This window comes from Shewanella sp. T24-MNA-CIBAN-0130 (assembly GCF_040310185.1).
Lineage (GTDB): Bacteria > Pseudomonadota > Gammaproteobacteria > Enterobacterales > Shewanellaceae > Shewanella > Shewanella psychromarinicola.
Genome location: NZ_JBEOPP010000011.1, coordinates 1 through 23,118, shown reverse-complemented (window position 1 = coordinate 23,118; position 23,118 = coordinate 1). Strand labels below are relative to the sequence as shown.

Here is a 23,118-nt window from a genome sequence, read left to right as displayed (position 1 = left end):
GAGCTCCTTAAGGTAATAAATAACACAATAACGACATATGCTCACCAAGGTTTAGACACGAATGAGATCGTGCTCGGTTTGCGTATTCAGTTTACGAAATTCTCTATACTAATCGGCTTTCTTAGCGAACAATTGCCTACTTAATAGTGGCTTATTACCCAGCAATGGCGTCAGTAAATACCGCATTAACCCTTTGGCTTGATTAAACTGTTCAGGTTGTAAATCTTGCGATGCCAATGCTAGCAACATTGAGCCAGATAAACAGCCTTTGCCATGAGAAAAAGATGACGCTTGGGTTGTTACCACAGGGATAAAACCACTTTGTGCAATAAACCGATAGTGACAACGGCAATCTAATGAGTCACCTTGAGTGTCATGGGCAAGAGATGGCAATGCACCTAGCTCTAATAACAGTGCCATTTCAAAATAACGCAGGTGACTTGAGCAAAACTGTTTGGCTAACGCCAGTAACGCACGGTGATAGTCTAAAAATAACCCTTCAGCTTGGTGTTCCACCGATAATAGACGAACCAATAACTCGTTTAGATAAAAACCAGAATACAGACTATTACCACTTAAAGGTATAGCTGGTGCTGCTGATTCAATTTGGGTAATGGTTTTTAAACCTAGGTTTCTGGCTTCCGATTGAGCACTAAATTGGATTATTAGCGGTTGAAAAGGTTGTAAAATACTTTTAATCGACCGTTTACCTGAACCGACTCGAGTGATGGCATCGACACGTCCAACGCCCTCGACCAGCAAATTAACAATCACGCTCGATTCTCGAAATTGACGATGATGAAGCACATAGCCACGTTTCATGGTGGCCATGCCTAAAAGCAAATAATCAAAAATACTAAAGACGATTTAGTCTTCGCCATAACCTAGACTTCTCAATGCGCGTTCGTCATCAGCCCAGCCAGATTTCACTTTCACCCATACCTCAAGAAACACTTTATTATCAAATAATTTTTCCATGTCGAGTCGGGCTTGAGTGGCAATAGTCCGAATTCGCTCACCTTTATTACCAATGACCATACGTTTTTGGCCTTCACGTTCAACTAAAATCAACGCGTTGATTTGGTAAACACCATTTTCCATCATTTTAAACTGTTCAATTTCTACTGTCGCATCATATGGCAGTTCGTCGCCTAGAAAACGCATCAGTTTTTCACGGACAATTTCTGATGCCATAAATCGTTGCGAGCGATCAGTCACATAATCTTCAGGGAAGTAAAATGGCGCTGCAGGTAATGATTCTCGTGCCATATCTAAAATGCGCTGCACGTTGGTGCCTTTGGTGGCTGATATTGGCAAAATCTCATCAAAATCAAACTTTTTAGCCAATTCAGTTAAATAAGGGAATAATGATTCTTTATCTTTAATATTATCAACTTTATTAATGGCTAAGATGATTTTACGATCATCATTACGATGTTGGATTTTTTGTAACACCATCTCATCATCGGCAGTCCACGTCATGCCATCCACAACAAAAATAACCATAGCAACATCGGCTAATGAACTGGCAGCAGCACGATTCATTAAGCGGTTAATCGCGCGTTTTTCTTCAATGTGCAGGCCTGGGGTATCAATAAATACAATTTGACTTGGGCCATTAGTATGAATGCCCATAATACGATGACGAGTCGTTTGGGGTTTTTTCGACGTGATACTGACTTTTTGGCCAAGTAACTTGTTTAAAAGAGTCGATTTTCCCACATTAGGACGACCGACAATGGCTACCATGCCACAATAGGTCACATCGTATTTCGCCGTGGCGATTGGTGCTGCTTGGTTCATCCTTGCCAGCAGTTCATCTAAGCTAGGTTCTTGGCTATCACCTGCTGGCAAGTCTGTTTTCTTGATCATTTATTCAGTAGCTCCAATACCTGAGCTGCAGCAAGCTGCTCAGCTTTTCTTCTTGAACTTGCCACACCAGTGACAACTTTATCTAATTCACTAATTCGACATTCTACCGTAAAGGTTTGGTCATGAGCTTCACCGTCTACCGCTACAACTTGGTAATCAGGTAATGGCTTTTTAAAACCTTGTAGGTGTTCTTGCAAAATTGTCTTCGGATCTTTTTGATTAATACCCGGTTTTATCTCAGCTAAACGCTCTTTATACCATGATAGTAATAGCTTACGGCAAACTTCAATATCAGCATCGAGGTAGACCGCACCAATAATGGCTTCTACTGCATCAGCTAAAATAGATTCGCGTCTAAAGCCACCACTTTTGAGCTCACCTGGGCCTAAATACAAATAATCACCCAGTTTGAATTCTATGGCAATTAATGTCAGCGTGTCACCTTTAACCAAGGTGGCGCGCATGCGGCTTAAATCACCTTCAGTCGCCTTTGGAAACTGATGATACAAGGCATCTGAAATGGCTATCGACAAAATCGAATCGCCTAAAAACTCTAAACGCTCATTATGTTTATTTGCTGCGCTACGATGTGTTAGTGCTTGGATAAGTAATTCAATATTACTAAATTCATAACCTAAAGTACGGCACAAACGCGGCAAATTTTTAATGGGTTCCATCAATGTATTCCACCTACTCTATCAAAACGCACGCCGGTCGGTACCCACGTCGGTAACCAATCACTCGGCTTACTATCAAATTCAAAACTAATCCAAATGGCGACAGCTTTTCCGACAAGATTTTCTTCCGGTACAAAGCCCCAAAAACGACTATCGGTACTGTTATCGCGATTATCACCCATCGCAAAATACATGCCTTTAGGCACCAAAAACTCACCCACAGGAAGGCCAGCTTGAGGATAAAAGTGTTGTCTAAAATCAGGACGTGACGGGTTCATCAAAATATCATGCTTAACGTCGCCTAATTGCTCACTTAACCGAATAAGCGGCACATTATCCTGGCTAAACTCACCCCGATTAATTTCAGTATGAGCAATGACTCTTGGTGCTGGGCAATCGATGCCTGTGTCACACGGACCTTGGATCATTAACTGTTTATTACGGTAAATAATTTTGTCACCCGGCAATCCGACTACACGCTTTATATAGTCAATTTTTGGGTTTTCTGGGTATTTAAAGACAAAAACATCGCCGCGTTCTGGCTCACCAATTTCAACGAGTTTACTGCGCCATACTGGATCGCGTAACCCATAACTAAACTTCTCTACCAGAATAAAATCCCCCACCAACAATGTTGGCATCATAGAACCCGATGGGATTTGAAATGGCTCATAAATAAATGACCGTAAAATCATCACAAACGCGATCACCGGAAAAATAGAATGCGCAGTTTCAACTAGCACAGGTTCACGAATGATTTTATCGATGGCATCGGCACTCAACTCCGTCGAATTGGCATGTGCAACTAATAAATTTTCACGGCGTTTAGGCGCGAAAAAAACCACATCAATTAACCAAATAAGACCGCTGACTAAGGTTACGAGCACTAAAATAAGCGAAAAATAGGCTGCCATTACTAATTTATCTCCTGCTGGGTGTGTTGGATCCATATGGCTTGAGCCAAGGCTTAGAATAACTCAATCAAGTATGGTGATAAACGTATAAACATTCACCCAGTTGAGTGTTACATAATATATCGTGAAAATAACGATAACGCCGCAATACGCGGCGTTATTCTGCACATTAACTTAATTAATTATTATTAATTATTTAGCTTCAGAACTGCTAAAAATGCCTCTTGTGGCACCTCAACGTTACCGACTTGCTTCATGCGCTTTTTACCTTCTTTCTGCTTGTTAAGCAGTTTTTTCTTGCGCGATACGTCGCCGCCATAACACTTAGCGGTAACGTCTTTACGCAATGCTTTAATGCTTGAACGAGCGATAATCTGACTGCCAACAGCAGCCTGAATCGCAATATCAAACATTTGTCGAGGGATCAGCTCTTTCATCTTATCAACCAAAGCTAAACCACGATGACGAATATTACTGCGGTGAATAATCATCGCTAACGCATCAACACGATCGCTGTTGATTAAAATATCTAATCGCACCATGTCCGCAGGTTCAAAGTGAATAAAGTTATACTCTAATGATGCATAACCACGACTCGTTGACTTAAGACGGTCAAAGAAATCCATGACCACTTCAGCCATCGGTAAGTGATAAGTAACCGCCACTTGATTACCGTGATATACCATATTAGTTTGTGAACCACGCTTTTCAATACACAAGGTAATCACGTTACCTAAGTACTCTTTTGGCACTAATATATTGGCTTCAACAATCGGTTCACGAATTTCTTCGATGTTGTTCAGCGCAGGTAAATCCGATGGATTATCAACATAAACAGTTTCACCACTGTTCATAATAACTTCGTAAACTACGGTGGGAGCTGTGGTGATCAAATCGAGATCGTATTCGCGCTCTAAGCGCTCCTGCACAATCTCCATGTGGAGTAGACCAAGGAAACCGATACGGAAACCAAAACCTAACGCGGAGGATGTTTCAGGTTCAAAAAACAGTGATGCGTCATTTAAACTTAATTTATTCAACGCATCGCGGAAGCTCTCATATTCATCGGTAGAGATTGGGAATACACCGGCATAAACCTGCGGCTTAACGCGCTTAAACCCAGGTAAAGGTTTATCTGCACCATTTTTTGCATGGGTCAAGGTATCGCCCACTGGCGCACCATGAATTTCTTTAATACCAGAAATCACATAACCCACTTCACCGGCACGAAGCTCTGTTTTGTCTTTTTCTTTTGGTGTAAAAATCCCGATGCGATCGGCGTTATAGTTTTGTCCTGTGGACATCACTTTGAATTTGTCACCTTTCTTAAGTACGCCATTCTTAATACGGACTAAAGACACGACACCCTGATATGCATCAAACCATGAGTCGACAATCAGCGCTTGTAATGGTGCAGTCTCATCACCCTCTGGAGGTGGAATTTTGGCAATAATTTCTTCTAATACTAAATCAACACCCACCCCTGTCTTTGCCGAGCAACGCACTGCATCGATGGCTGCAATACCAACAATATCTTCAATTTCAGCGGCGACACGGTCAGGTTCAGCCTGAGGTAAGTCAATTTTGTTTAATACTGGAACAACGTCCAAATTCATCTCTAGTGCGGTATAGCAGTTTGCTAATGTCTGAGCTTCTACGCCTTGACCAGCATCAACTACTAACAATGCACCTTCACAAGCAGCCAGAGAGCGTGAAACTTCATAAGAAAAGTCTACGTGGCCAGGTGTATCAATGAAGTTAAGTAGATAAGTTTTACCATCTTTTGCATGGTAATCTAGGGTGACACTTTGGGCTTTAATCGTAATGCCACGCTCACGTTCTAGATCCATTGAATCTAAAACCTGTGCAGCCATTTCACGGTCAGTTAAGCCGCCACATACCTGAATAAGGCGATCGGATAAAGTTGATTTACCATGGTCGATATGGGCAATAATCGAGAAGTTTCTAATGTGTTTCATTATGCTGCAATGACTACTACTAAAATGATGAAAATTAAGGTGACAAAGTGTACCTGATTAGGGGGGTAATACCAATCAGATTAATTAATAGTATCTGTTTGGGTATATTTATTGGTCATAAAAAGCAGTTTTTAAGCATCTCTTGATGGGATTAATGGCTAGATCAGCATACTCTTAGTTCGATTGAGCAGAATGCTAGTGCGATTGAGCAGTATGCCTATCGTTAATGATCATTCAAACTGCACCGAAAATATATCGTCGTAATATCTGATGAACAATCACTAATGAACCATGACTAACGAGTCGCGCTAATAATCCCTACTTCTTGGCCTAAATAGGTGATGATCACAGGCGTAGCGAGTGCTTCAAGTTGGGTAGCAAAGTGTTTGCCGACAAACCATGCTACCAACGCCCCTGAAGCCCCAAAAGCCATTGCAAAACCATTGGTACTTAGCCCTAAACCCGCGGCCAGCATATGCCCAATAATGGCCGATAGAAACATGCCTAATAATGGCAACAAATAGACTAATGCAGCCGCCTTGATGATCACACTTTCAGGCAAGCCAATTTTAAGCAAATCACCGCTACGGCAAGGTTTCTCACTGGGTAATGAAAAACGCTGAGTATGAACCGAAAAGGCCTTGGCGATGGTTGAAGTACCGCAATTTTCACTGCTGGCACAATGATTACAAGCACTTTTTAATTCTACTTCAACGGTGACCCAGCCTTGTTGATAATCAACCACGCGGGCAATTTCTTCCATCATTGCAGAAGTAGATGACTCAGATATATGCTTATTCATTTAACACACTCGACCAATAAATATGTTGGTATTTTAGCACAATGACCATCATTGGCTAAGTCAGTTTATGCCTAAGCTATATCGCTCATGGCTCATCATAAAAACACGTAAGCCGCAACACAATAGCATCATGTCACGGCTTACAAATCAATAAGCTAAGGTTTATTTCAACACTAAACTATTGGCAATTTTGTCTAAGGTCTCTGAAGGCACTTTACCAATAGCAACCACCTCAAGCGTACCGACTTTAACAACGACCATAGATAACCCATTACGAATAAGTAATTCATTCGGCATTGGATTGTCTCCCGCTCGCGCAACATAAACAGAAATATTAGCCAATCCGTCTGTTAAGGCAACATACTCAACGGGCTCGTGACTACCAATCAACCGATGATGATCGCGAACAACGACATCAAATCCTTCTGGTAACCAAGTAAATTGCCAGTTTTTGCCATCAGTGCGTTCCGCTTGGTTCATTACTGCTGGCCACTCTTGCTTTGCGGCTTCAATTAAAATTTTCGCAGGCTCGGCTAATTCAATCAGCTCAATGACCATGGTTTGTTCAAGTAATTGTTTGTCTTTATTAAGGGTATCAAAACGTAATGGCAGATAAGTGTCCATATCGATCCACACTTGAGCGTCATAACGATTATCATCATTAGCCAATAAACGGATCATTTGCCCAGGGCGTCCAGCAATACGTCCGCGGCCACCTTTTACAAATTGGTAGCCTTTTTCGAGCTGGTGTAAGTCTCCCGCTAAAGCAGCAGGCCAAATCCCCTGAATACGAGGGGCTTGAACGCTGTAAGCCGATTGGTCATGTTCTATAAACGTAACCGTATTACCCACTCTAACAGCACTTTTAGGCGGGCCATTTAGGTATTCAAGTAATGCGATTTCTTTATTATCGACAATGCCATGAATGTAAACAAGCGGACGAATATGATCGGCTTGTAGCTGAATAATAGAGGTTTTAAATTGCTTAACGCGCATTGCTTGGCTCATATTATTAAGCCAAGCTTTAGCAGATAAATCATCTTCAGCGTGTGTTGGAAAGGTTAACACTAACAGTGCTAGCAGGATAAGGCGCAAGCTAACTCCTAAAATGGTAAGACAAGGTTTCTGCCGATGGATTATGGATTTACCGCAGCATCTTGCACGCGATTATCATCAACAGCAACACCTGGGTTTAAACGTTGTTGCAGCATGTGATCTTGAATATAAGAGTTAATACGGCGACGCTGTTCTATCACTTGTTGATCAGAATAATTTTGTTGATTTTTCACTGCACCAGTTTGATAACTTACCGGAGACACACTACCCACTAAAGGACGTGTCATTAATACTGGCAATGGTGACTCTGGATCATTACTTTGATCATAGTTTTGTACTCCAACAATGGCAACCATGGCAACCGTTGCAGCAATAGCATATTGGCCAAACTGTTTGAAAAATGGTACCACGTTTGAACCCGATGCAGCTCGCTGTTGTGTTCCAGCTTGCTCGGCTAATTCACTCTGCTTGGCTTGAGGCGCTATAATTGTTGGCTCAAGCTCAATTGCTGCTGCGATGCTAGCAAAAAGGTCTAAGTCAATGGTTGCCGGTGTCTCACCGCGCATTGCATCGCCTATCATGTGATAGCGTTGCCATTCATCATGTGAATCAACGTCAGCAGAAAGTTGTGCCAATGTTTTATCATCAACTTCGCCATCAACTGATGCAGATACCCACTCTTGACTTGATTTAAGCATTATTCACCTATCTAAGATTAAGGCTATTACTTTTCCAGCAAAGGCTGGAGCTGTTTGTCGATTGCTTCTCGAGCACGAAAGATTCGAGATCTTACCGTACCGACGGGACAATCCATTATATTGGCAATATCTTCATAACTCATTCCCTCTAGCTCTCTGAGCGATATGGCCATTTTTAACTCTTCAGGCAGAGTATCGAGCGTATCAAAGATCACTTTACTCATTTGATCTTTCATTAGTAATCGCTCTGGTGATGCAAACTCTTTTAACGCATCACTGCCTTCATAATATTCTGCATCTTCTATATCGACATCGTTTGCAGGTGCTCTGCGCCCTTGCGACGTAAGATGGTTTTTTGCAGTGTTTACCGCAATGCGATACAACCAAGTATAAAATGCACTTTCACCCCGAAAATTGGCTAACGCTCTATAGGCTTTAATAAAGGCTTCTTGTGTCACATCCGCAACATCCGCTTGATTGCGCACATATCTGGAAATTAAACTCATCACTTTATTTTGGTACTTCAGCACTAGCAGGTTAAATGCGTTTTTATCGCCTTGCTGCACTCGCTCAACTAATTGTTGATCACTATATTGTCCACTCATCCGAGCTGACTACTCCTAAATCTGTCACACTGATTACTCAGTCGCTCGAATCCTGTTCATATAAATAGACCTACTGATATGAAGAAAGTTCGATATTGAATTAAAAAAAGTTAATTTATTTTACTTATAAATAAAATATATAAGCAAAATCAAATAAAATACGCTGTAAAAGTACCCTGCTAAAGAAATTTGTTTTACTATGATCAAACCACTAAACCATATCATGATACCTGATGAAACAAGCAGTTGAACACCAATCTGACATTTTGGTCATCGGCAGCGGCGCTGCAGGACTAACTTTAGCACTACATCTTGCTGAAAAATCAAAAGTAATTCTTCTTTCTAAAGGCCCACTATCAGAAGGGTCAACCTTGTACGCCCAAGGTGGAATTGCATCTGTTTTTGATGAAGATGACACAATTGAATCACATGTAAACGACACCTTAATCGCTGGAGCTGGATTATGCGACAAATCTGTAGTGACATACACCGCAGAAAACGCAAAAAGTGCAATGGAATGGTTAATTAATTGTGGTGTCGCATTTGATAAAGAAGAAACCGTTACCGGTGACGATAGCACAGCCCATTATCACTTGACCCGTGAAGGTGGACATAGCCACCGGCGCATTTTACATGCTGCTGATGCCACCGGTAAAGCGGTGCAAATTACATTACAACAACAAGCTATCGATCACCCAAACATACAAGTACTAGAACGTTACAATGCGATTGACTTAATTACCACGCGCAAATTGGCTCGCCCAGGTAACAGGGTGCTTGGTGCTTATGTATGGAATCGTGATGAAGAACATGTTGAAACCATCAGAGCAAAATTTGTTGCGTTAGCAACTGGCGGCAGCTCAAAAGTGTACCAATACACCTCTAACCCCGATATTGCCAGCGGTGATGGTATTGCGATGGCCTGGCGTGCGGGTTGCCGCATCGCCAATATGGAATTTAATCAATTCCATCCGACATGTTTATTTCACCCCAACGCCCGAAACTTCCTATTATCAGAAGCGTTACGCGGTGAAGGTGCGTATTTACGTCGCCCTGATGGCAGTCGTTTTATGCCTGACTTTGACGAACGAGGTGAACTCGCCCCTCGCGATATTGTCGCCCGCGCCATTGATTATGAAATGAAACGCTTAGGATCTGACTGTGTCTATTTAGACATAAGCCACAAACCGGCGGACTTTATCATTAAGCACTTCCCGACCATCCATCAGCGTTGTCTAACATTCGGAATCGATATTACCAAAGATCCTATTCCTGCCGTGCCAGCGGCACACTATACCTGCGGCGGCGTAATGACGGATCTTCATGGTCAAACTGATATTAATGGCTTATATGCCATTGGTGAGGTGGCTTACACCGGCTTACATGGTGCCAATAGACTGGCGAGTAATTCATTACTGGAGTGTTTAGTCTTTGCCCGTGCAGCATCACAAGATATCGAAGGTCTGTTACATAAGATTCCTATGCCTAGTCCAATACCGATGTGGGATGAAAGTCAGGTGACTAACTCTGATGAAGAAGTGGTTATTGCCCATAACTGGCACGAGCTGCGGCTCTTTATGTGGGATTACGTTGGCATAGTGCGCACAGACAAACGTTTAGAGCGGGCACTAAGAAGATGTTTGATGCTTCAGCAAGAAATTGAAGAATATTATTCAAACTTCCGAGTCAGCAATAATCTATTAGAACTGCGTAATTTAGTCCAAGTCGCGGAGTTGATTATTCGATGTGCAATGGAGCGAAAAGAAAGTCGAGGCCTACATTATAACGCAGATTATCCTGATCAAATCGATAATCCTAAACCGACAATATTGCAGCCAAGCCGTTAAACACTATCAAGATTAAACCAGTCTGAATGGCTCAATTATTGGCTCAATAACAGGCGACACAGAGTACGATATGCTGTGTCGTCTACCATATCACTCCACACCAGCAATAGCCGACGCTCTTCGGTTTTAGTGTACTGCAAAAAAATGATGCACAGTAATGGGCTAATAAACGGTTTTTTACAAAGCTTGACGTTATCCGATTGACCCTCAACACCATATAATAAGGTGCCAGCCTGTTTGTTGCCCAGAGACAACAAGCAACGCCAGCGAGACACTCTGCGCCATTCGAAAATGAAAATCAGTATTGTGGCAATAAAAAGTAACGTTTGGATAATTTGGTATATCAGGGAGGGATAACTGGGCCAAGCTAAAAAACTGCTTAACACAACCGCTAATGAGACGATTAACGCCCCACGCTGTAAAAACGAAGCACTCAACGCAAATTGTTGCATTTGAGTGCTCGTGTTGAGCAAGGAGTCAATCGGCGGGTTAAGGTGCTGCTCTTCCACGGACTTTGACTATCATATCAGCTAGCAGTGGATCTTGGCATTGTTCATGCCCCATAAACCAAGCAAATAATTCAGGATCTTCACATTCTAATAAACGAATAAAAGTATTTTTATTTTCGTCTGTCATTGCTTCATATTGGGCTTCAATAAAAGGTTGAAGCAACACATCTAATTCTAACATTCCGCGACGACATGCCCAGCGTACACGCGCTATATTCATTAATTCCAACACAAATCTCCTGATGTCAATATCACAAGCTAGTTATACGGTTGCCTAAATCTTTTATGGACTGATCTCGTCCAGCAAATAGATCACTAAAATCCGTTGCCAGCAATGACTTTACCGCCGGATGTTGGATCATTCGCTCGGCGAACATCACATGGTATTCTTCTTTTATATCGGTTGTTTCACCAAGTAATACCATACCTTGTGACAGTATATCATGACGATAAATAGACGGCGCAACAAAAATACCTCGATTAAAATAACCGAAAGCTTTCATCATTTCTGCATCGTCAAACTCGCCTAAAATACTCACATTAAGATTTTTTTCGGCGAACCAACCATGTAATTGTTGTCCCAATGACGTTCGTTTACCCGGGATCAGTAATTTTCGCTGTTCAAGACAATCAGGAAACGGTAATGAGATAGGTTCAGCAGAGAAGAAGCTCACACCGCACTCACCTAGTTTTTTCGACAAAATCTCAGGAAACTTCAATGAAGCGCCAGCACAATCCGATAAAATCATATCCAGTTTATGCTCACGTAAACGCTCAATAAGGCTATCGTGAGTTGATTCATAACACGCTAAATTTACCGAACCATCGTTAGGAATAACGGTTAACAACACTCGACTCACTAAGGCCTTAGACAATGCATCAGCAATCCCTACCTCGAACAACAATGAATTATCTTTTTGATAATTAAGGATATCGAGCATTTCATAGCTAAGGCTAAACATCTTATCGGCATAACGAAAGACTAACTCGCCCAGTTCAGTGGCCTCCAAGTTACGTCCTACACGTTTAAAAACCGCCCCTTTCAATCTTTGTTCCAATGAGCGTATCTGACCCGTAATCGTCTGAGGAGCAAGGCATAATACTTCAGCGGCTTTAGTCACAGAGCCTTTCTTTTGCACCATCCAAAAATAATATAAATGGTTATAATTTAAATGCTGCATAGTAATAAATAACCTAACAAAATCACTACAACCAAATATGATTGATTAAAAATAATATTGAACAATACGCAGTGTCTATGCGGCGTATTGTTCAATACATAAACCTTACTGTTGGCTAGGGCGACAATCTAATAAGCTGTTAATCACTGACTCCAGTTCGTCACTGTTAGTAACATTGTTCAGTGAGACTTGTTCCGCTAATGCCGAAACGATTTCTGACTTCACCGGAACATGGCTGGAACAATAATTTAAATACGCTTTTTGATAACGTTTCCCTGCCCGAAACTTTAATGCTCTGGAGGCATAATCATTGGGATCAATTCGATTTGCGGTCGCATCATTGCGATACATTAATGCCCCATCAACCACACCTTCAAGATAACTTTGACAGGTTAATGATTCTGGTGATTGCTGACACACGTTAAATGAATCAGCCAATGTTGGCATCGACATCATGGTCACAAACAGACCCGATATTACAGTCACTTTTTTCATGATAACTCTCCTTTTTAGGCAGTACCTTAGCCAACCAAAAATAACCAATCACCGCCGCAAATAATGACCCAGTTAAAATCCCTAACCTTGCATAGTCACCAAATGCAGCAGGTGAATGTTCAAATGCTAAGGAAGCAATAAACACCGACATGGTAAATCCGATCCCACACATAACGGCAACAGGCGTAATGTGTCTCCAGCCAATTCCCGGAGGTAACTCAGCGAGTTTCAGTTTTACCGCTAAATAACTAAATAAAAGCACCCCAGCAGGCTTACCTAACAACAGACCAATGATGATCCCTAGCGTAATAGGTTCCGCAAATGAACTCAATGACATATTCGTTAATGACAAACCAGCATTAGCAAAAGCAAACACAGGCAGGATCATAAAGGTGCTCCATGGGTGTAAGCTATGCTCTAGCGACTCAGAAGGAGATGAACCATCTTTAGCACGAAGTGGAATACAAAACGCAATAATTACGCCGGCCAATGTCGCATGTACTCCAGATTTCAATACCGCAACCCATAAAATAAAACCAAGTAAACCGTAAGGCAGGATCGAACTGACCCCTTTTCTGTTCAGTGCGATCATAAGCACAATCGACACCGCGGCAATAATCAAACTTAGCATGGATAAATCAGTACTGTAAAACAGCGCAATAATCACAATCACCCCGAGATCATCAATAATTGCCAGCGCCAACAAAAACACTTTTAACGCCACCGGAACTCGGCTGCCAAGTAATGCCATAATACCTAGAGCAAAGGCGATATCTGTGGCAGCAGGAATAGCCCATCCGATCTGAGTATCGGGGTTAGAGTAGTTAAATGCCAAGTAAAATAATGCCGGAAATACCATGCCACCGATAGCAGCAATGCCGGGTAAGGATGCCTTTGCCACACTCGACAACGCCCCTTCAAGTAGTTCGCGCTTCACTTCTAAGCCGATTAATAAAAAGAATAATGCCATCAAGCCATCGTTAATCCACAGTAAAAGTGGCTTATCGATGTCAAGATCACCTACTCGAAGCTGTACTTCTGTGCCTAAGAAACCTTGATATACGTCAGCTAAAGGTGAATTGGCGAAAATCATCGCCAATGCCACTGCGATCATTAATAAAATGCCACCAGCAGACTCTTGGCTTAAGAAGTTTTTAATTGTACGTTCCATATAACACTCCTAAAAAACAATCGCTCAGTCTATAGAGAAAACTCAAACAATAATAATCGATTCTTTCTTGATGTTACCTCGGAATTACCGAGGTAACAAGCTGCAATAAGACGGTTTCCCGTCTTATTGTAAGTAATGCTGACATGGTGATGCTTAATTCTGATTAACGCGTTATCTACAGATTAGGTCGTGTTAATTAACCATCATTTGGGTATAATCTCGAAAAGAGAAAAGGATTTAAATACATGAAACAATATCTAGATCTGTGCCAGCGTATTGTCGATGAAGGCGAATGGGTCAATAATGCTCGCACTAACAAAAAATGCTTAACCGTGATAAATGCAGATCTCGTTTATGATGTTGCAAACAATCAATTTCCGTTAGTCACCACACGTAAAAGCTTCTGGAAATCGGCCATCGCAGAGGTCCTTGGTTATTTACGCGGTTATCAAAATGCTGCCGATTTTAGAGCATTAGGCACTAAAACATGGGATGCCAATGCCAATCTAAACCAAGCTTGGCTAGATAACCCAAACCGCAAAGGGCCCGACGATATGGGGCTCATTTATGGCGCTTTAGGACGTGCATTTCCAAAACATGATGGTGGCCACGTCGATTTACTGCAACAAATCGTCGATGATTTAACTAATGGCATAGACAATCGCGCTGAGATTTTAACCTTCTTTCACCCAGGCGCATTTGACCTAGGTTGCTTGCGTCCATGCATGTACGAGCATCACTTTTCATTACTCGGTGATACCCTGTATCTCAATAGTACCCAGAGAAGCTGTGATGTCCCGCTAGGATTGAATTTCAACATGGTACAAGTCTATGTATTGTTGGCTTTAATGGCCCAAATAACGGGTCATAAGCCCGGTAAGGCATACCATAAAATTGTTAACGCTCATATTTACGAAGATCAACTTGTCTCAATGCGGGATATTCAGCTTAAACGTGAGCCCTTTGCCTCTCCTAAGTTGATAATTAATCCAAAGATTAAAACCCTAAAAGACATTGAAACCTGGGTGACCTTAGCTGATTTTAGCGTTGAAGGTTACGAGCATCACGACGCCATTAAGTATCCTTTCGCGGTGTAATAACGGCGTTATTAATTAATAAAAAAACGCCTTTGCTCAAATACTTGAACAAAGGCGTGTCTATAACCTGACTGAGGTTAACTCAATAACAGTTTCAATCCCACTACGACTAACAAACCAGCAAAGATCTTTTTCAATACTGGTGTTGGCCAAGTGCTTGCCGCTTTTACGCCCATAGGCGCACACAGCATTGAGCTAATAATAATCCCGATTAATGCCGGTAGATAAATAAACCCTACCGAACCCTCAGGTAAATTGGGGACATCAAAGCCCGCAATGATATAGCCAATGGTACCGGATACCGCGATAAGCATTCCGGTAGCCGATGAAAACCCCACAGCTTGGCGCATTTGTAAACCGCAATAGCTCAAGAATGGCACCAGTAATACCCCACCACCAATGCCCATTAAGCCAGCAATTAACGCGATCGCCGTTGAGATGGTTAATAACACGGCAAAACTAGGCAGACTGCCACCTGTTTTGACTTTAAACGGAAACGCCATTTGTGCTGCCATTAACACGACAAAAATAGCGAAAGTCTGTTGTAAATCATCCGATGCAATTTGTTCAGAAACAAATGCCGATGCTAACGATCCAATAACAATGCCAGGGAAAATAGGCTTAAACAATTCCCAAGGTATATTACCGCGTTTGTGATGCGCAGCAGCTGAAGACATTGAGGTTAAAATAATTGATGCCAGTGATGTAGCGATAGCAACATGAGTGATTTGTGTCGAATCGATCCCGACTGAGGGCAAAATGTACAAGAGTGCAGGCACAATAATTAACCCGCCACCAATACCTAACAACCCAGCTAAAAAACCCACTACGGAACCTAAAACAAGGCAAATTAAAAATACCTGCAGCAAACTATCCACGATGACATCCTTAAAAATGACGTTTGACTATATTATCAACCATACGAAAGATCATCTAAGCATTTCCCAACCCGCTCCAATCGTATGACTAATCTATGTTAACTAAATCTGATAAATCATGTTTTCGCAAGAAATGTGCTAATAACCCTCGAACCTGGTTACCCGTTGACTGTTGTAAAATAGACTCCAACAACTCAGTTAATTCTTGTTTTGATACTCGTCTAAGTAAAAAATTTATTCTGGCTAAGCTGCCCTGGTTCATACTGAGTTTGTTATAACCCATTGCCACCAAAAGTAATGCACCATAAGGCTCACCAGCAAGTTCGCCACAAACACTCACATCCAAGTCATACTGTTTACACTCATCGACGGCTCGTTTAAGGGCTCGAAGAATACCAGGATGATAGCTATCAAATAGTGAACTCACACTAGGATTATTACGATCGACGGCCAGTAAATATTGGGTTAAATCGTTACTGCCAACCGATACGAAGTCGACCCGCTTCGCCACATCTTGCAACTGATACAATAATGCGGGTACTTCAAGCATAACGCCGACTTGAGGCCTAACCAAACGGGTATTTAATTCTTGGTTTAGTTCAGTAAACGCTTGCTCTAAATAACTTAATGTTTGATCTATTTCATCGAGATTACTGACCATTGGCAGTAATATTTTCAATTGATTGCCATTGCCAGCGGCTTGCAACATCGCACGCAATTGCACTAAAAATAACTCAGGATGATCAAGAGATAAACGAATACCACGCCAACCTAAAAACGGATTGTCTTCTTTAATCGGAAAATACGGCAACGGTTTATCGCCGCCTACATCCAAAGTACGCATCACAACAGGTCTATCACCTGCTGCACTTAATACTTGACGATATACATTGATTTGCTCTCTTTCGCTTGGAAAGCGTTGATGCAACATAAAGGGGATTTCGGTTCGATACAGCCCAATACCATCAGCACATTCAGCGATTTCAGAATCAATACCACTCAATAGTCCAGCATTGAGATATAAATGTATCCGCTCACCATCTGTGGTTACAGAAGGTAGACTCAACTCCGCAGAAAATTGTTTTTGCTTTTCGACATCTGCATCGATCAGTAGTTGGTACTCTTCAATCACTGCAGGCGATGGCGACACCAATAACTGACCACGATTGGCATTCAGAACTAATAGCTTTTGATCAATATCTACTGATAAAACATCATCAACACCAACAATGGCTGGTACACCCAGCGCACGCGCTAAAATGGCCGCATGGGCATTAACGCCACCACGCTCAGTAACAATACCCGCCAGCTTTTGACGAGGAAACTCAGCCAGTAAAGTGGCATCCACCTCTTTGGCGACTAAAATTACCGGTTTTTCAGGCTCTAATACTAACCTGCCTGGCTCTATAAGCTGTCGTAGTAGCTTTTGCCCAAGTTCGCGAATATCGCTTGCGCGTTCTTTTAGATAAGGATCTTCCATCTCTAGAAACTGTTGGATATAGCGTAATGAAACCCGGCTTACTGCAGACTCAGCCTGCCAACCTAAAGCGACTTCACGGGCATATTCGCCACCAAGGCTAGAATCATCCAACAGTAACTGAAATGCGGTAAAAATAGACGCAACATCAGCCGATTTTTCTTGTTCGAATCGTTGCGAAATTGACGACAGGATGTCTTTACAACGCTGCATAGCCGACTTTAAGCGCTGAATCTCAACATCAATATTGGCACAAGCCACCTCGGCTTGTTCCAATGAAATAACACCACCTAATACCAGGCCATGAGCAATCGCAATACCACTAGATGCATTAATACCACTGAAAACAACTTGTTGTTGTACACTGGTATTTGACGCTTTGTGCTTCAAACTGCGCACAATCACTGCGAGTTGAGCGGCTAAGGTCATTAAAAATGCTTCTTCGCTTTCACTGAACTGACGGGCTTCAGGTTGCTGTACGACAATAACGCCGACAAGCTGTTTTTGAAAAATAATCGGCACAGCCAAAAATGCGCGATATTCTTCTTCTGCTGCTTCGGGAAATAATTTAAAACGAGGATGAATACGTGCATCAGCGAGATTGATAGCTTCTTCACGTTCTGCAACTAAGCCGACTAAGCCTTCTGATATTGGCATGCTGACTCTGCCCACAGCAGATTGTTGTAACCCTTCAGTGGCCGATAAGACAAGATTTTGTTTTTCAAGGATATAAATAGAACAGCAATGGGTCTCCATTGCTAATCGAGTTTGTGACACTAATATATTTAATGCACTTTCAAGGCTGCTTGCTCTGGCAACAGCTTGAGTGATATCCCTGAGCATATTTAACACTGTTCCAATCCTCTTTGAAATCAGTTAACTCCGTTGTTTGCTTCGTTTTTTACTAAACTCGCGCGTTTGTAGCGCTAATGTCGTCGATGCGAACTCTTTCATTACTTTTCTATATACGTCGCGTTTAAAAGACACTACCTGACGAACAGGATACCAATAACTGACCCAACGCCAATCATCAAACTCAGGATGACCAGAAGAATTCAAGTTAATGGTATTATCGTGACCTTTCAATTGTAGTAAAAACCATTTCTGTTTTTGGCCAATGCAAACAGGTTTGCTTTCTTGGCGAACCAAACGCTTAGGTAAACGATATCGTAACCAAGAACGAGTGGACATTAGAATTTGAACATGTTCAGGTCTGAGTCCCACTTCTTCGTAAAGCTCTCGATACATGGCTTCTTCTGGTGACTCGCCATCATCTAACCCACCTTGTGGAAACTGCCATGAATGCTGACCAAAACGTCTGGCCCACATAACTTGTCCAAATTTATTACAGATAATGATGCCCACATTTGCGCGAAAGCCGTCGCTATCAATCACATGGACTCCGAAAATAGCAATTTTTATATCGTCTGATTGTTTCACAAAGCATGCCTATCGGCAAACCTCTATTTACTGTGGATAATTGAATAACAATGTTAATAAGTCAGAATTATCAACAATTGATTAAAGCCACTCTGTGGATTATCCACAAAATCTGTGGATATCTCTGTTCGAAACTTTAGTGAGGCTTGATAACAGGGTAAAAAACCATTGAGATTTTTTTAAGAAAAACAGCACATAACTATAAATAAAACTATATTAACAATGATTTATAAATATTTACAAACTATCAAAATATCCGATCGCCACTATCGTACAAAAAACATACAAGCCTAATTAAGATAGGTAATCACTCATTTAGCAACTTAAGTTATACACAAATAACAAGGCTTATTTTAAATTAAACCCCTTAAAAAGCCATTTTATTGCGTTGACTTGGTGTTTTTAATCAGTTAAAGACACATTTTATGACAGTTATCCATTAAATCTGTGGATAAGTATGTGTGAAATACAGGGGGAAAATGAGTGTAACTCGGGACAAGTATATTAAAAAAACAACGACACATTAAAAATATAATATTAAACAGTAACTTGGAACTAAATTCAATCAAGCTGTTTGAAGTGACCAATAATAGTTTACTTTATAACCTGCTCGTGGATAATTCACTAAACTTATTATAAATTAATAACCTTGTATAAATTTATGACCTTTTTATACATTAACTAAACTTGGTATCGATGAATATTACTTGATAGCATAACCTGTTGATTTTGATTGTCGACTAATCCATTTACCCAGAGGCAAAGACTCATTCATGGCTAAATCATCGCCCTTAAATCTTAGCGAATTAATGGAAAGAGCGCACAACATGGCAGGTATTCGTTTAGCTGACATCGCAGCCGATAATCGTATATTGGTGCCGGTGGATTTACGCCGAGATAAAGGTTGGGTGGGCCAACTTATTGAATCTGAATTAGGGGCGCTCGCGGGATCAAAACCTGAGCAAGACTTTCTCCATTTAGGGGTTGAACTCAAAACGATCCCTATCGGTCATAAAGGCAAACCACTTGAAACCACTTATGTCACAGTCGCACCACTGACAAACATTCAGGGTATGACCTGGGAAAACAGTGTGGTTTATCATAAACTGCAGCGGGTTTTATGGATACCGGTTGAAGGGGAGCGAAGCATTCCGGTGGGAGATCGTCGTATAGGTACCCCCATACTGTGGCAACCCAACACTAAACAAGCCAAACAATTACAACAAGATTGGGAAGAGATAATGGAGCTCATTGCGCTAGGTCAGGTTGATAAAATTACCGCGCGTCAGGGTGAAGTACTTCAATTACGTCCAAAAGCAGCTAATAGTCAAATACTCACCGAAAGCATCGCCGAAGACGGCAGTATTCAATTATCAAACCCCCGAGGGTTTTATCTCAAAATTGATTTTACTCAACAGATTTTAACCAATGCATTTTCATAATCTGTTGCGATAACAATCCTTGGTATTGTTAGCAATATTGGAAAAAGATTGCGTTAGAGCACTTATTTTTTCACTTCTATTGATCTAAATCACAAATAAACTATCACATGTAAGTAAAACTTCTATAGACTACCACCCTTATATACTAGGTCATTTAGGCAACCACATACTCCGTGAAAGCACGCCGTCAAACTCAAAAATTATTGTTCGCTATTTTTGCCTGGTGTGTAGCAATGGCTTCTTTCGTTTTTTTTCGCTACTCACAGTCATCGCAGTTGCCCGAATGGGCTATTGGTAACGCTGATTTAGCCACACTAGCAATATTTATGGGGTTTATATTTGGCAGTTTGCATTGGATGTCGAATTTAATTGCAGACTTTAGCGCCATCAGCCGCCTACCTTATCTGTTCTCCGTCGTGTTTAAAGGGTTATTTTTACTACTCGGCGCGACCACATTGGCCTATGTCACTCAGTTTTTAAATATGTGGGCGATTGAAAACCACATGTTAACGTTACGGCAAATGATCACCGTCCACATTATTTACAGCCCATCGTTTCAGGCGTTAGTGGTGTATCTTGTCGTGGTGCGGGTCGGATTAGCTTTTATTGAACAAATGTCACTCTTGGTTGGCCCCAAAGTATTACTTAATATTGGCTTGGGTAAATACCACAAACCACGTTACGAGCAACAATTGTTCTTATTTATTGATATGGTGTCATCCACGGCCCACGCAGAGACCTTAGGTGATTATCGTTTTAGTCGTTTAATTCAAGATAGCTTCAGTTTGCTCGCGGACACGGTGACAGATAATGAAGCTGAAATTTACCGCTATATGGGCGATGCCGTATTAATTCACTGGCCGTTAGAACAAGGCATTAAACAAGATAGGTGCATGAATATCTATTTTGAGTTTTGTCAGCAGTTACAGTGGCAAAGACAGTATTTTGAACAGCAATATGGGTTTGTGCCTAAATTCAAATCTGCTGCACATTGTGGTCAAGTGGTAGCCGCGGTGGTTGGCGTACATAAACAAGAAATTAGCTTTTTTAGTGATGTCCTTAATACCTTGGCGCGGCTACAAGATCAATGTAATCCATTAGGTCAAAGGATGTTGTTATCAGGAGATGTGGTGCATCGGCTTGAGCAACAAAACAGCAAATATAAGCTCACTGACTTAGGCCCAATAATACTTAAAGGTAAGCAACTTCCTACTCAAGTCTATGGTGTTGCCCCGATACAGTCCAATCCCCCTCGTTAAGGTGAGTTAATCTCAACTCGCGACATTGAACGGTTATCAAACGGCCTAAGCTTGTGTAAATAGGGTTACGTTACCGCCATCACTTATAACCGACAGACGCTTGTTAATGCACCTTGTTTGCAGACAATGACAGTTTGCTAAACAAGACCTACCACTGTGCTGATGTTGCTAACATTTTCCCACCTATCACCTTACATAGAGGTTAATTAACCTCAACTCGGCATAATAAACAGTTATCAAACGGCCCAAGGTTGCGTGAAGAGAGTTTAGGTTACTGCAATCACTTATACCGACAGACGCTTGTTAATGCACCTTGTTTGCAGACAATGAAAGTTTGCTAAACAAGACTTGCCACTGTGCTGATGTCGATAACATTCACCACCTATCCCCTCGCGTTGAGGTTAATTAACCTCAACTTGGCATAATAAACGGTTATCAAATGCTCTTAGCCCTGCTCTGTGCATAGACTTATGGGTAAAAGATATCCGTTGATGGGGCTTTTAACCCCTGGGTGCGCCTTGTTAGTAAAACAACTGACCAGTGTGATATTGAGACTGTAAATAAACCTTTTGTTATCGACTTATCCCATGTCTCAACCCTAGTTAATGTTTGTTCGGTAATGATTGTGCGAGCAGTTTTTGCTGTATCGCTAGGCCTAAGGTTCTAAACGTTGAAATCCGGCTAGTCGTTTGTCGCCAAACCAATCCAATCTCACGATAGGGTGCCTCACCCGGTGGATCCATTGCGACAAGATCTGTGTCGGTTAAAATCCCGGTATCAATTGCCATTTGCGGTAAAAAAGTGGTCCCCAGTTTGCTGTTTACCATCTGCACTAAAGTGTGCAAACTCGTGGCAGTAAATGGATTGATTTTAGCGCTATTACCAAGCTGACAAGCCGTTATCGCGTGTCCGGTAATACAATGTTCTGCTTGCAGTAAAAAAATACTTTCATCGGGCATTTTTTGATAATCAATCGGTTGCAAAAATTGTTGCGATACCTCTTTATGCATTACTATTTTAAATGGATCGATACCGACTTTCATGCTGTGAAAACCACTTGTGTCGACAGGTAAAGCGAGTATCAATAGATCTAACTCCCCTTTTGCTAACGCTCCTAATAAGCGTTCAGTTGTGTCTTCTTTTAATAACAAACTGAGTTTAGGGTAGTCTTGCTGACATAACTTGACCACTCGACTGAGTAAAAAAGGTGCGATAGTCGGAATACACCCTAAGCGGACCTCACCGGTCATAGGTTCACCTTGATTTTTAACCAATTCTACTAAATCATCAACATTAGTTAAAATACTTCGAGCACGTTCCACCACCTGTTCACCGATGGCGGTAAACATAAACGATTTATGGTCGCGTTCAATTAACTGATAACCCAGTTGCTCTTCAAGATTTTGAATGCCGCTAGATAGTGTAGATTGACTGACAAAACACATTTTGGCTGCGCGATTAAAATTCTGTTCTTGGTGTAAATGAACCAAGTAATAAAGGTTTTTGAGGCTTGGAAGATTTTTCATATAAACGATTGCCCTTATCTATTTTAATTCAAATAGTGAATTAAAACGGGCGAAATAACAAGACGTCTATGTGTAATAGTCAATAGACGCCCATAAAAAATGCCTCTTTAATAAGACAATGCCGATCGTTTAAGAGCACTTGACCGATCCTGCAGATGAAAGATAATCCCTACCAGTATTCTGGTGGGGATTT

General features: G+C 41.5%; 22 protein-coding genes. 4 read left to right on the top strand and 18 right to left on the bottom strand.

Annotated features, from left to right (window positions below; translation table 11 throughout):
- Positions 1-108 precede the first annotated feature (108 nt).
- The 9 genes from recO to rpoE form a co-directional block, all read right to left on the bottom strand.
- Positions 109-822: a DNA repair protein RecO gene (gene recO / locus AAEZ02_RS06625; protein WP_164839450.1), complete on the bottom strand. Its 714-nt coding sequence runs from the start codon at positions 820-822 to the stop codon at positions 109-111.
- A gap of 45 nt (positions 823-867) precedes the next feature.
- Positions 868-1,872 carry a GTPase Era gene (gene era / locus AAEZ02_RS06620; RefSeq protein WP_351075957.1) on the bottom strand — a complete coding sequence of 335 codons (1,005 nt, stop codon included), beginning with the start codon at positions 1,870-1,872 and terminating at the stop codon, positions 868-870.
- Positions 1,869-2,549 (bottom strand): ribonuclease III, encoded by a 681-nt coding sequence (gene rnc / locus AAEZ02_RS06615; protein WP_124012235.1) that lies wholly within the window; start codon positions 2,547-2,549, stop codon positions 1,869-1,871. Before rnc ends, era begins: the two co-directional genes overlap by 4 nt.
- Positions 2,549-3,463 (bottom strand): signal peptidase I, encoded by a 915-nt coding sequence (lepB, locus tag AAEZ02_RS06610; protein WP_124012664.1) that lies wholly within the window; start codon positions 3,461-3,463, stop codon positions 2,549-2,551. Before lepB ends, rnc begins: the two co-directional genes overlap by 1 nt.
- Positions 3,464-3,651: 188 nt before the next feature.
- Positions 3,652-5,442 (bottom strand): translation elongation factor 4, encoded by a 1,791-nt coding sequence (lepA, locus tag AAEZ02_RS06605; protein WP_101034534.1) that lies wholly within the window; start codon positions 5,440-5,442, stop codon positions 3,652-3,654.
- A gap of 295 nt (positions 5,443-5,737) precedes the next feature.
- The gene (locus AAEZ02_RS06600) at positions 5,738-6,208 is read right to left on the bottom strand and encodes a SoxR reducing system RseC family protein (RefSeq protein WP_351088451.1); all 471 of its coding nucleotides are present in this window, start codon (positions 6,206-6,208) and stop codon (positions 5,738-5,740) included.
- Positions 6,209-6,406: 198 nt separating this feature from the next.
- On the bottom strand, positions 6,407-7,339 hold the full coding sequence (locus tag AAEZ02_RS06595) for a MucB/RseB C-terminal domain-containing protein (protein WP_124012237.1): 933 nt from the start codon (positions 7,337-7,339) through the stop codon (positions 6,407-6,409).
- Between the two features lie 41 nt (positions 7,340-7,380).
- Entirely contained in the window at positions 7,381-7,998 is a 618-nt protein-coding gene (locus tag AAEZ02_RS06590; RefSeq protein ID WP_124012238.1) for a sigma-E factor negative regulatory protein, read from the bottom strand.
- 26 nt (positions 7,999-8,024) lie between these two features.
- Positions 8,025-8,603, bottom strand: a complete 579-nt coding sequence (gene rpoE, locus AAEZ02_RS06585) for an RNA polymerase sigma factor RpoE (protein WP_011638383.1) — start codon at positions 8,601-8,603, stop codon at positions 8,025-8,027.
- A gap of 233 nt (positions 8,604-8,836) precedes the next feature.
- Between rpoE and nadB the strand changes: the two genes are divergently transcribed.
- A complete protein-coding gene (gene nadB / locus AAEZ02_RS06580; RefSeq protein WP_124012239.1) occupies positions 8,837-10,450 on the top strand; it encodes an L-aspartate oxidase in 1,614 nt (537 codons plus the stop codon).
- Positions 10,451-10,485: 35 nt separating this feature from the next.
- Here the strand turns inward: nadB and AAEZ02_RS06575 are convergent, their stop codons facing one another.
- The 5 genes from AAEZ02_RS06575 to nhaA form a co-directional block, all read right to left on the bottom strand.
- Positions 10,486-10,959 (bottom strand): protein YgfX, encoded by a 474-nt coding sequence (locus AAEZ02_RS06575; protein WP_351122351.1) that lies wholly within the window; start codon positions 10,957-10,959, stop codon positions 10,486-10,488.
- The gene (locus AAEZ02_RS06570; protein ID WP_101034528.1) at positions 10,940-11,188 is read right to left on the bottom strand and encodes an FAD assembly factor SdhE; all 249 of its coding nucleotides are present in this window, start codon (positions 11,186-11,188) and stop codon (positions 10,940-10,942) included. Before AAEZ02_RS06570 ends, AAEZ02_RS06575 begins: the two co-directional genes overlap by 20 nt.
- Before the next feature lie 22 nt (positions 11,189-11,210).
- Positions 11,211-12,140: a transcriptional activator NhaR gene (gene nhaR / locus AAEZ02_RS06565; RefSeq protein ID WP_124012241.1), complete on the bottom strand. Its 930-nt coding sequence runs from the start codon at positions 12,138-12,140 to the stop codon at positions 11,211-11,213.
- Positions 12,141-12,245: 105 nt separating this feature from the next.
- Positions 12,246-12,635, bottom strand: a complete 390-nt coding sequence (locus tag AAEZ02_RS06560) for a hypothetical protein (protein ID WP_124012242.1) — start codon at positions 12,633-12,635, stop codon at positions 12,246-12,248.
- The gene (gene nhaA, locus AAEZ02_RS06555; RefSeq protein WP_124012243.1) at positions 12,571-13,806 is read right to left on the bottom strand and encodes a Na+/H+ antiporter NhaA; all 1,236 of its coding nucleotides are present in this window, start codon (positions 13,804-13,806) and stop codon (positions 12,571-12,573) included. Before nhaA ends, AAEZ02_RS06560 begins: the two co-directional genes overlap by 65 nt.
- A gap of 245 nt (positions 13,807-14,051) precedes the next feature.
- Between nhaA and AAEZ02_RS06550 the strand changes: the two genes are divergently transcribed.
- Positions 14,052-14,903, top strand: coding sequence for a thymidylate synthase (locus AAEZ02_RS06550; RefSeq protein ID WP_101034524.1), 852 nt, complete (start codon positions 14,052-14,054; stop codon positions 14,901-14,903).
- A gap of 77 nt (positions 14,904-14,980) precedes the next feature.
- Here AAEZ02_RS06550 and AAEZ02_RS06545 read toward each other — a convergent pair whose 3' ends face one another.
- The 3 genes from AAEZ02_RS06545 to rppH form a co-directional block, all read right to left on the bottom strand.
- A complete protein-coding gene (locus tag AAEZ02_RS06545; RefSeq protein ID WP_124012244.1) occupies positions 14,981-15,781 on the bottom strand; it encodes a sulfite exporter TauE/SafE family protein in 801 nt (266 codons plus the stop codon).
- Positions 15,782-15,869: 88 nt separating this feature from the next.
- Positions 15,870-18,110 carry a phosphoenolpyruvate--protein phosphotransferase gene (ptsP, locus tag AAEZ02_RS06540; protein ID WP_124012245.1) on the bottom strand — a complete coding sequence of 747 codons (2,241 nt, stop codon included), beginning with the start codon at positions 18,108-18,110 and terminating at the stop codon, positions 15,870-15,872.
- Between the two features lie 24 nt (positions 18,111-18,134).
- Positions 18,135-18,653: an RNA pyrophosphohydrolase gene (rppH, locus tag AAEZ02_RS06535; RefSeq protein ID WP_101034833.1), complete on the bottom strand. Its 519-nt coding sequence runs from the start codon at positions 18,651-18,653 to the stop codon at positions 18,135-18,137.
- 818 nt (positions 18,654-19,471) lie between these two features.
- Here rppH and mutH point away from each other — a divergent pair.
- On the top strand, positions 19,472-20,140 hold the full coding sequence (gene mutH, locus AAEZ02_RS06530; RefSeq protein WP_124012246.1) for a DNA mismatch repair endonuclease MutH: 669 nt from the start codon (positions 19,472-19,474) through the stop codon (positions 20,138-20,140).
- Between the two features lie 233 nt (positions 20,141-20,373).
- Positions 20,374-21,399, top strand: a complete 1,026-nt coding sequence (locus tag AAEZ02_RS06525; protein ID WP_232772184.1) for an adenylate/guanylate cyclase domain-containing protein — start codon at positions 20,374-20,376, stop codon at positions 21,397-21,399.
- 602 nt (positions 21,400-22,001) lie between these two features.
- Here the strand turns inward: AAEZ02_RS06525 and oxyR are convergent.
- A complete protein-coding gene (gene oxyR, locus AAEZ02_RS06520) occupies positions 22,002-22,925 on the bottom strand; it encodes a hydrogen peroxide-inducible genes transcriptional activator OxyR (RefSeq protein ID WP_351122347.1) in 924 nt (307 codons plus the stop codon).
- Between the last annotated feature and the right edge of the window lie 193 nt (positions 22,926-23,118).

Coding starts and splice junctions, on each gene's coding strand:
- nhaR (WP_124012241.1), bottom strand. CDS start 12,140: ATGCAGCATTTAAATTATAACCATTTATATTATTTTTGGATGGTGCAA.
- oxyR (WP_351122347.1), bottom strand. CDS start 22,925: ATGAAAAATCTTCCAAGCCTCAAAAACCTTTATTACTTGGTTCATTTA.
- nhaA (WP_124012243.1), bottom strand. CDS start 13,806: ATGGAACGTACAATTAAAAACTTCTTAAGCCAAGAGTCTGCTGGTGGC.
- rnc (WP_124012235.1), bottom strand. CDS start 2,549: ATGGAACCCATTAAAAATTTGCCGCGTTTGTGCCGTACTTTAGGTTAT.
- nadB (WP_124012239.1), top strand. CDS start 8,837: ATGAAACAAGCAGTTGAACACCAATCTGACATTTTGGTCATCGGCAGC.
- AAEZ02_RS06560 (WP_124012242.1), bottom strand. CDS start 12,635: ATGAAAAAAGTGACTGTAATATCGGGTCTGTTTGTGACCATGATGTCG.
- AAEZ02_RS06590 (WP_124012238.1), bottom strand. CDS start 7,998: ATGCTTAAATCAAGTCAAGAGTGGGTATCTGCATCAGTTGATGGCGAA.
- era (WP_351075957.1), bottom strand. CDS start 1,872: ATGATCAAGAAAACAGACTTGCCAGCAGGTGATAGCCAAGAACCTAGC.
- lepA (WP_101034534.1), bottom strand. CDS start 5,442: ATGAAACACATTAGAAACTTCTCGATTATTGCCCATATCGACCATGGT.
- AAEZ02_RS06600 (WP_351088451.1), bottom strand. CDS start 6,208: ATGATGGAAGAAATTGCCCGCGTGGTTGATTATCAACAAGGCTGGGTC.
- recO (WP_164839450.1), bottom strand. CDS start 822: ATGAAACGTGGCTATGTGCTTCATCATCGTCAATTTCGAGAATCGAGC.
- rpoE (WP_011638383.1), bottom strand. CDS start 8,603: ATGAGTGGACAATATAGTGATCAACAATTAGTTGAGCGAGTGCAGCAA.
- lepB (WP_124012664.1), bottom strand. CDS start 3,463: ATGGCAGCCTATTTTTCGCTTATTTTAGTGCTCGTAACCTTAGTCAGC.
- mutH (WP_124012246.1), top strand. CDS start 19,472: ATGGCTAAATCATCGCCCTTAAATCTTAGCGAATTAATGGAAAGAGCG.
- AAEZ02_RS06550 (WP_101034524.1), top strand. CDS start 14,052: ATGAAACAATATCTAGATCTGTGCCAGCGTATTGTCGATGAAGGCGAA.
- AAEZ02_RS06525 (WP_232772184.1), top strand. CDS start 20,374: ATGGCTTCTTTCGTTTTTTTTCGCTACTCACAGTCATCGCAGTTGCCC.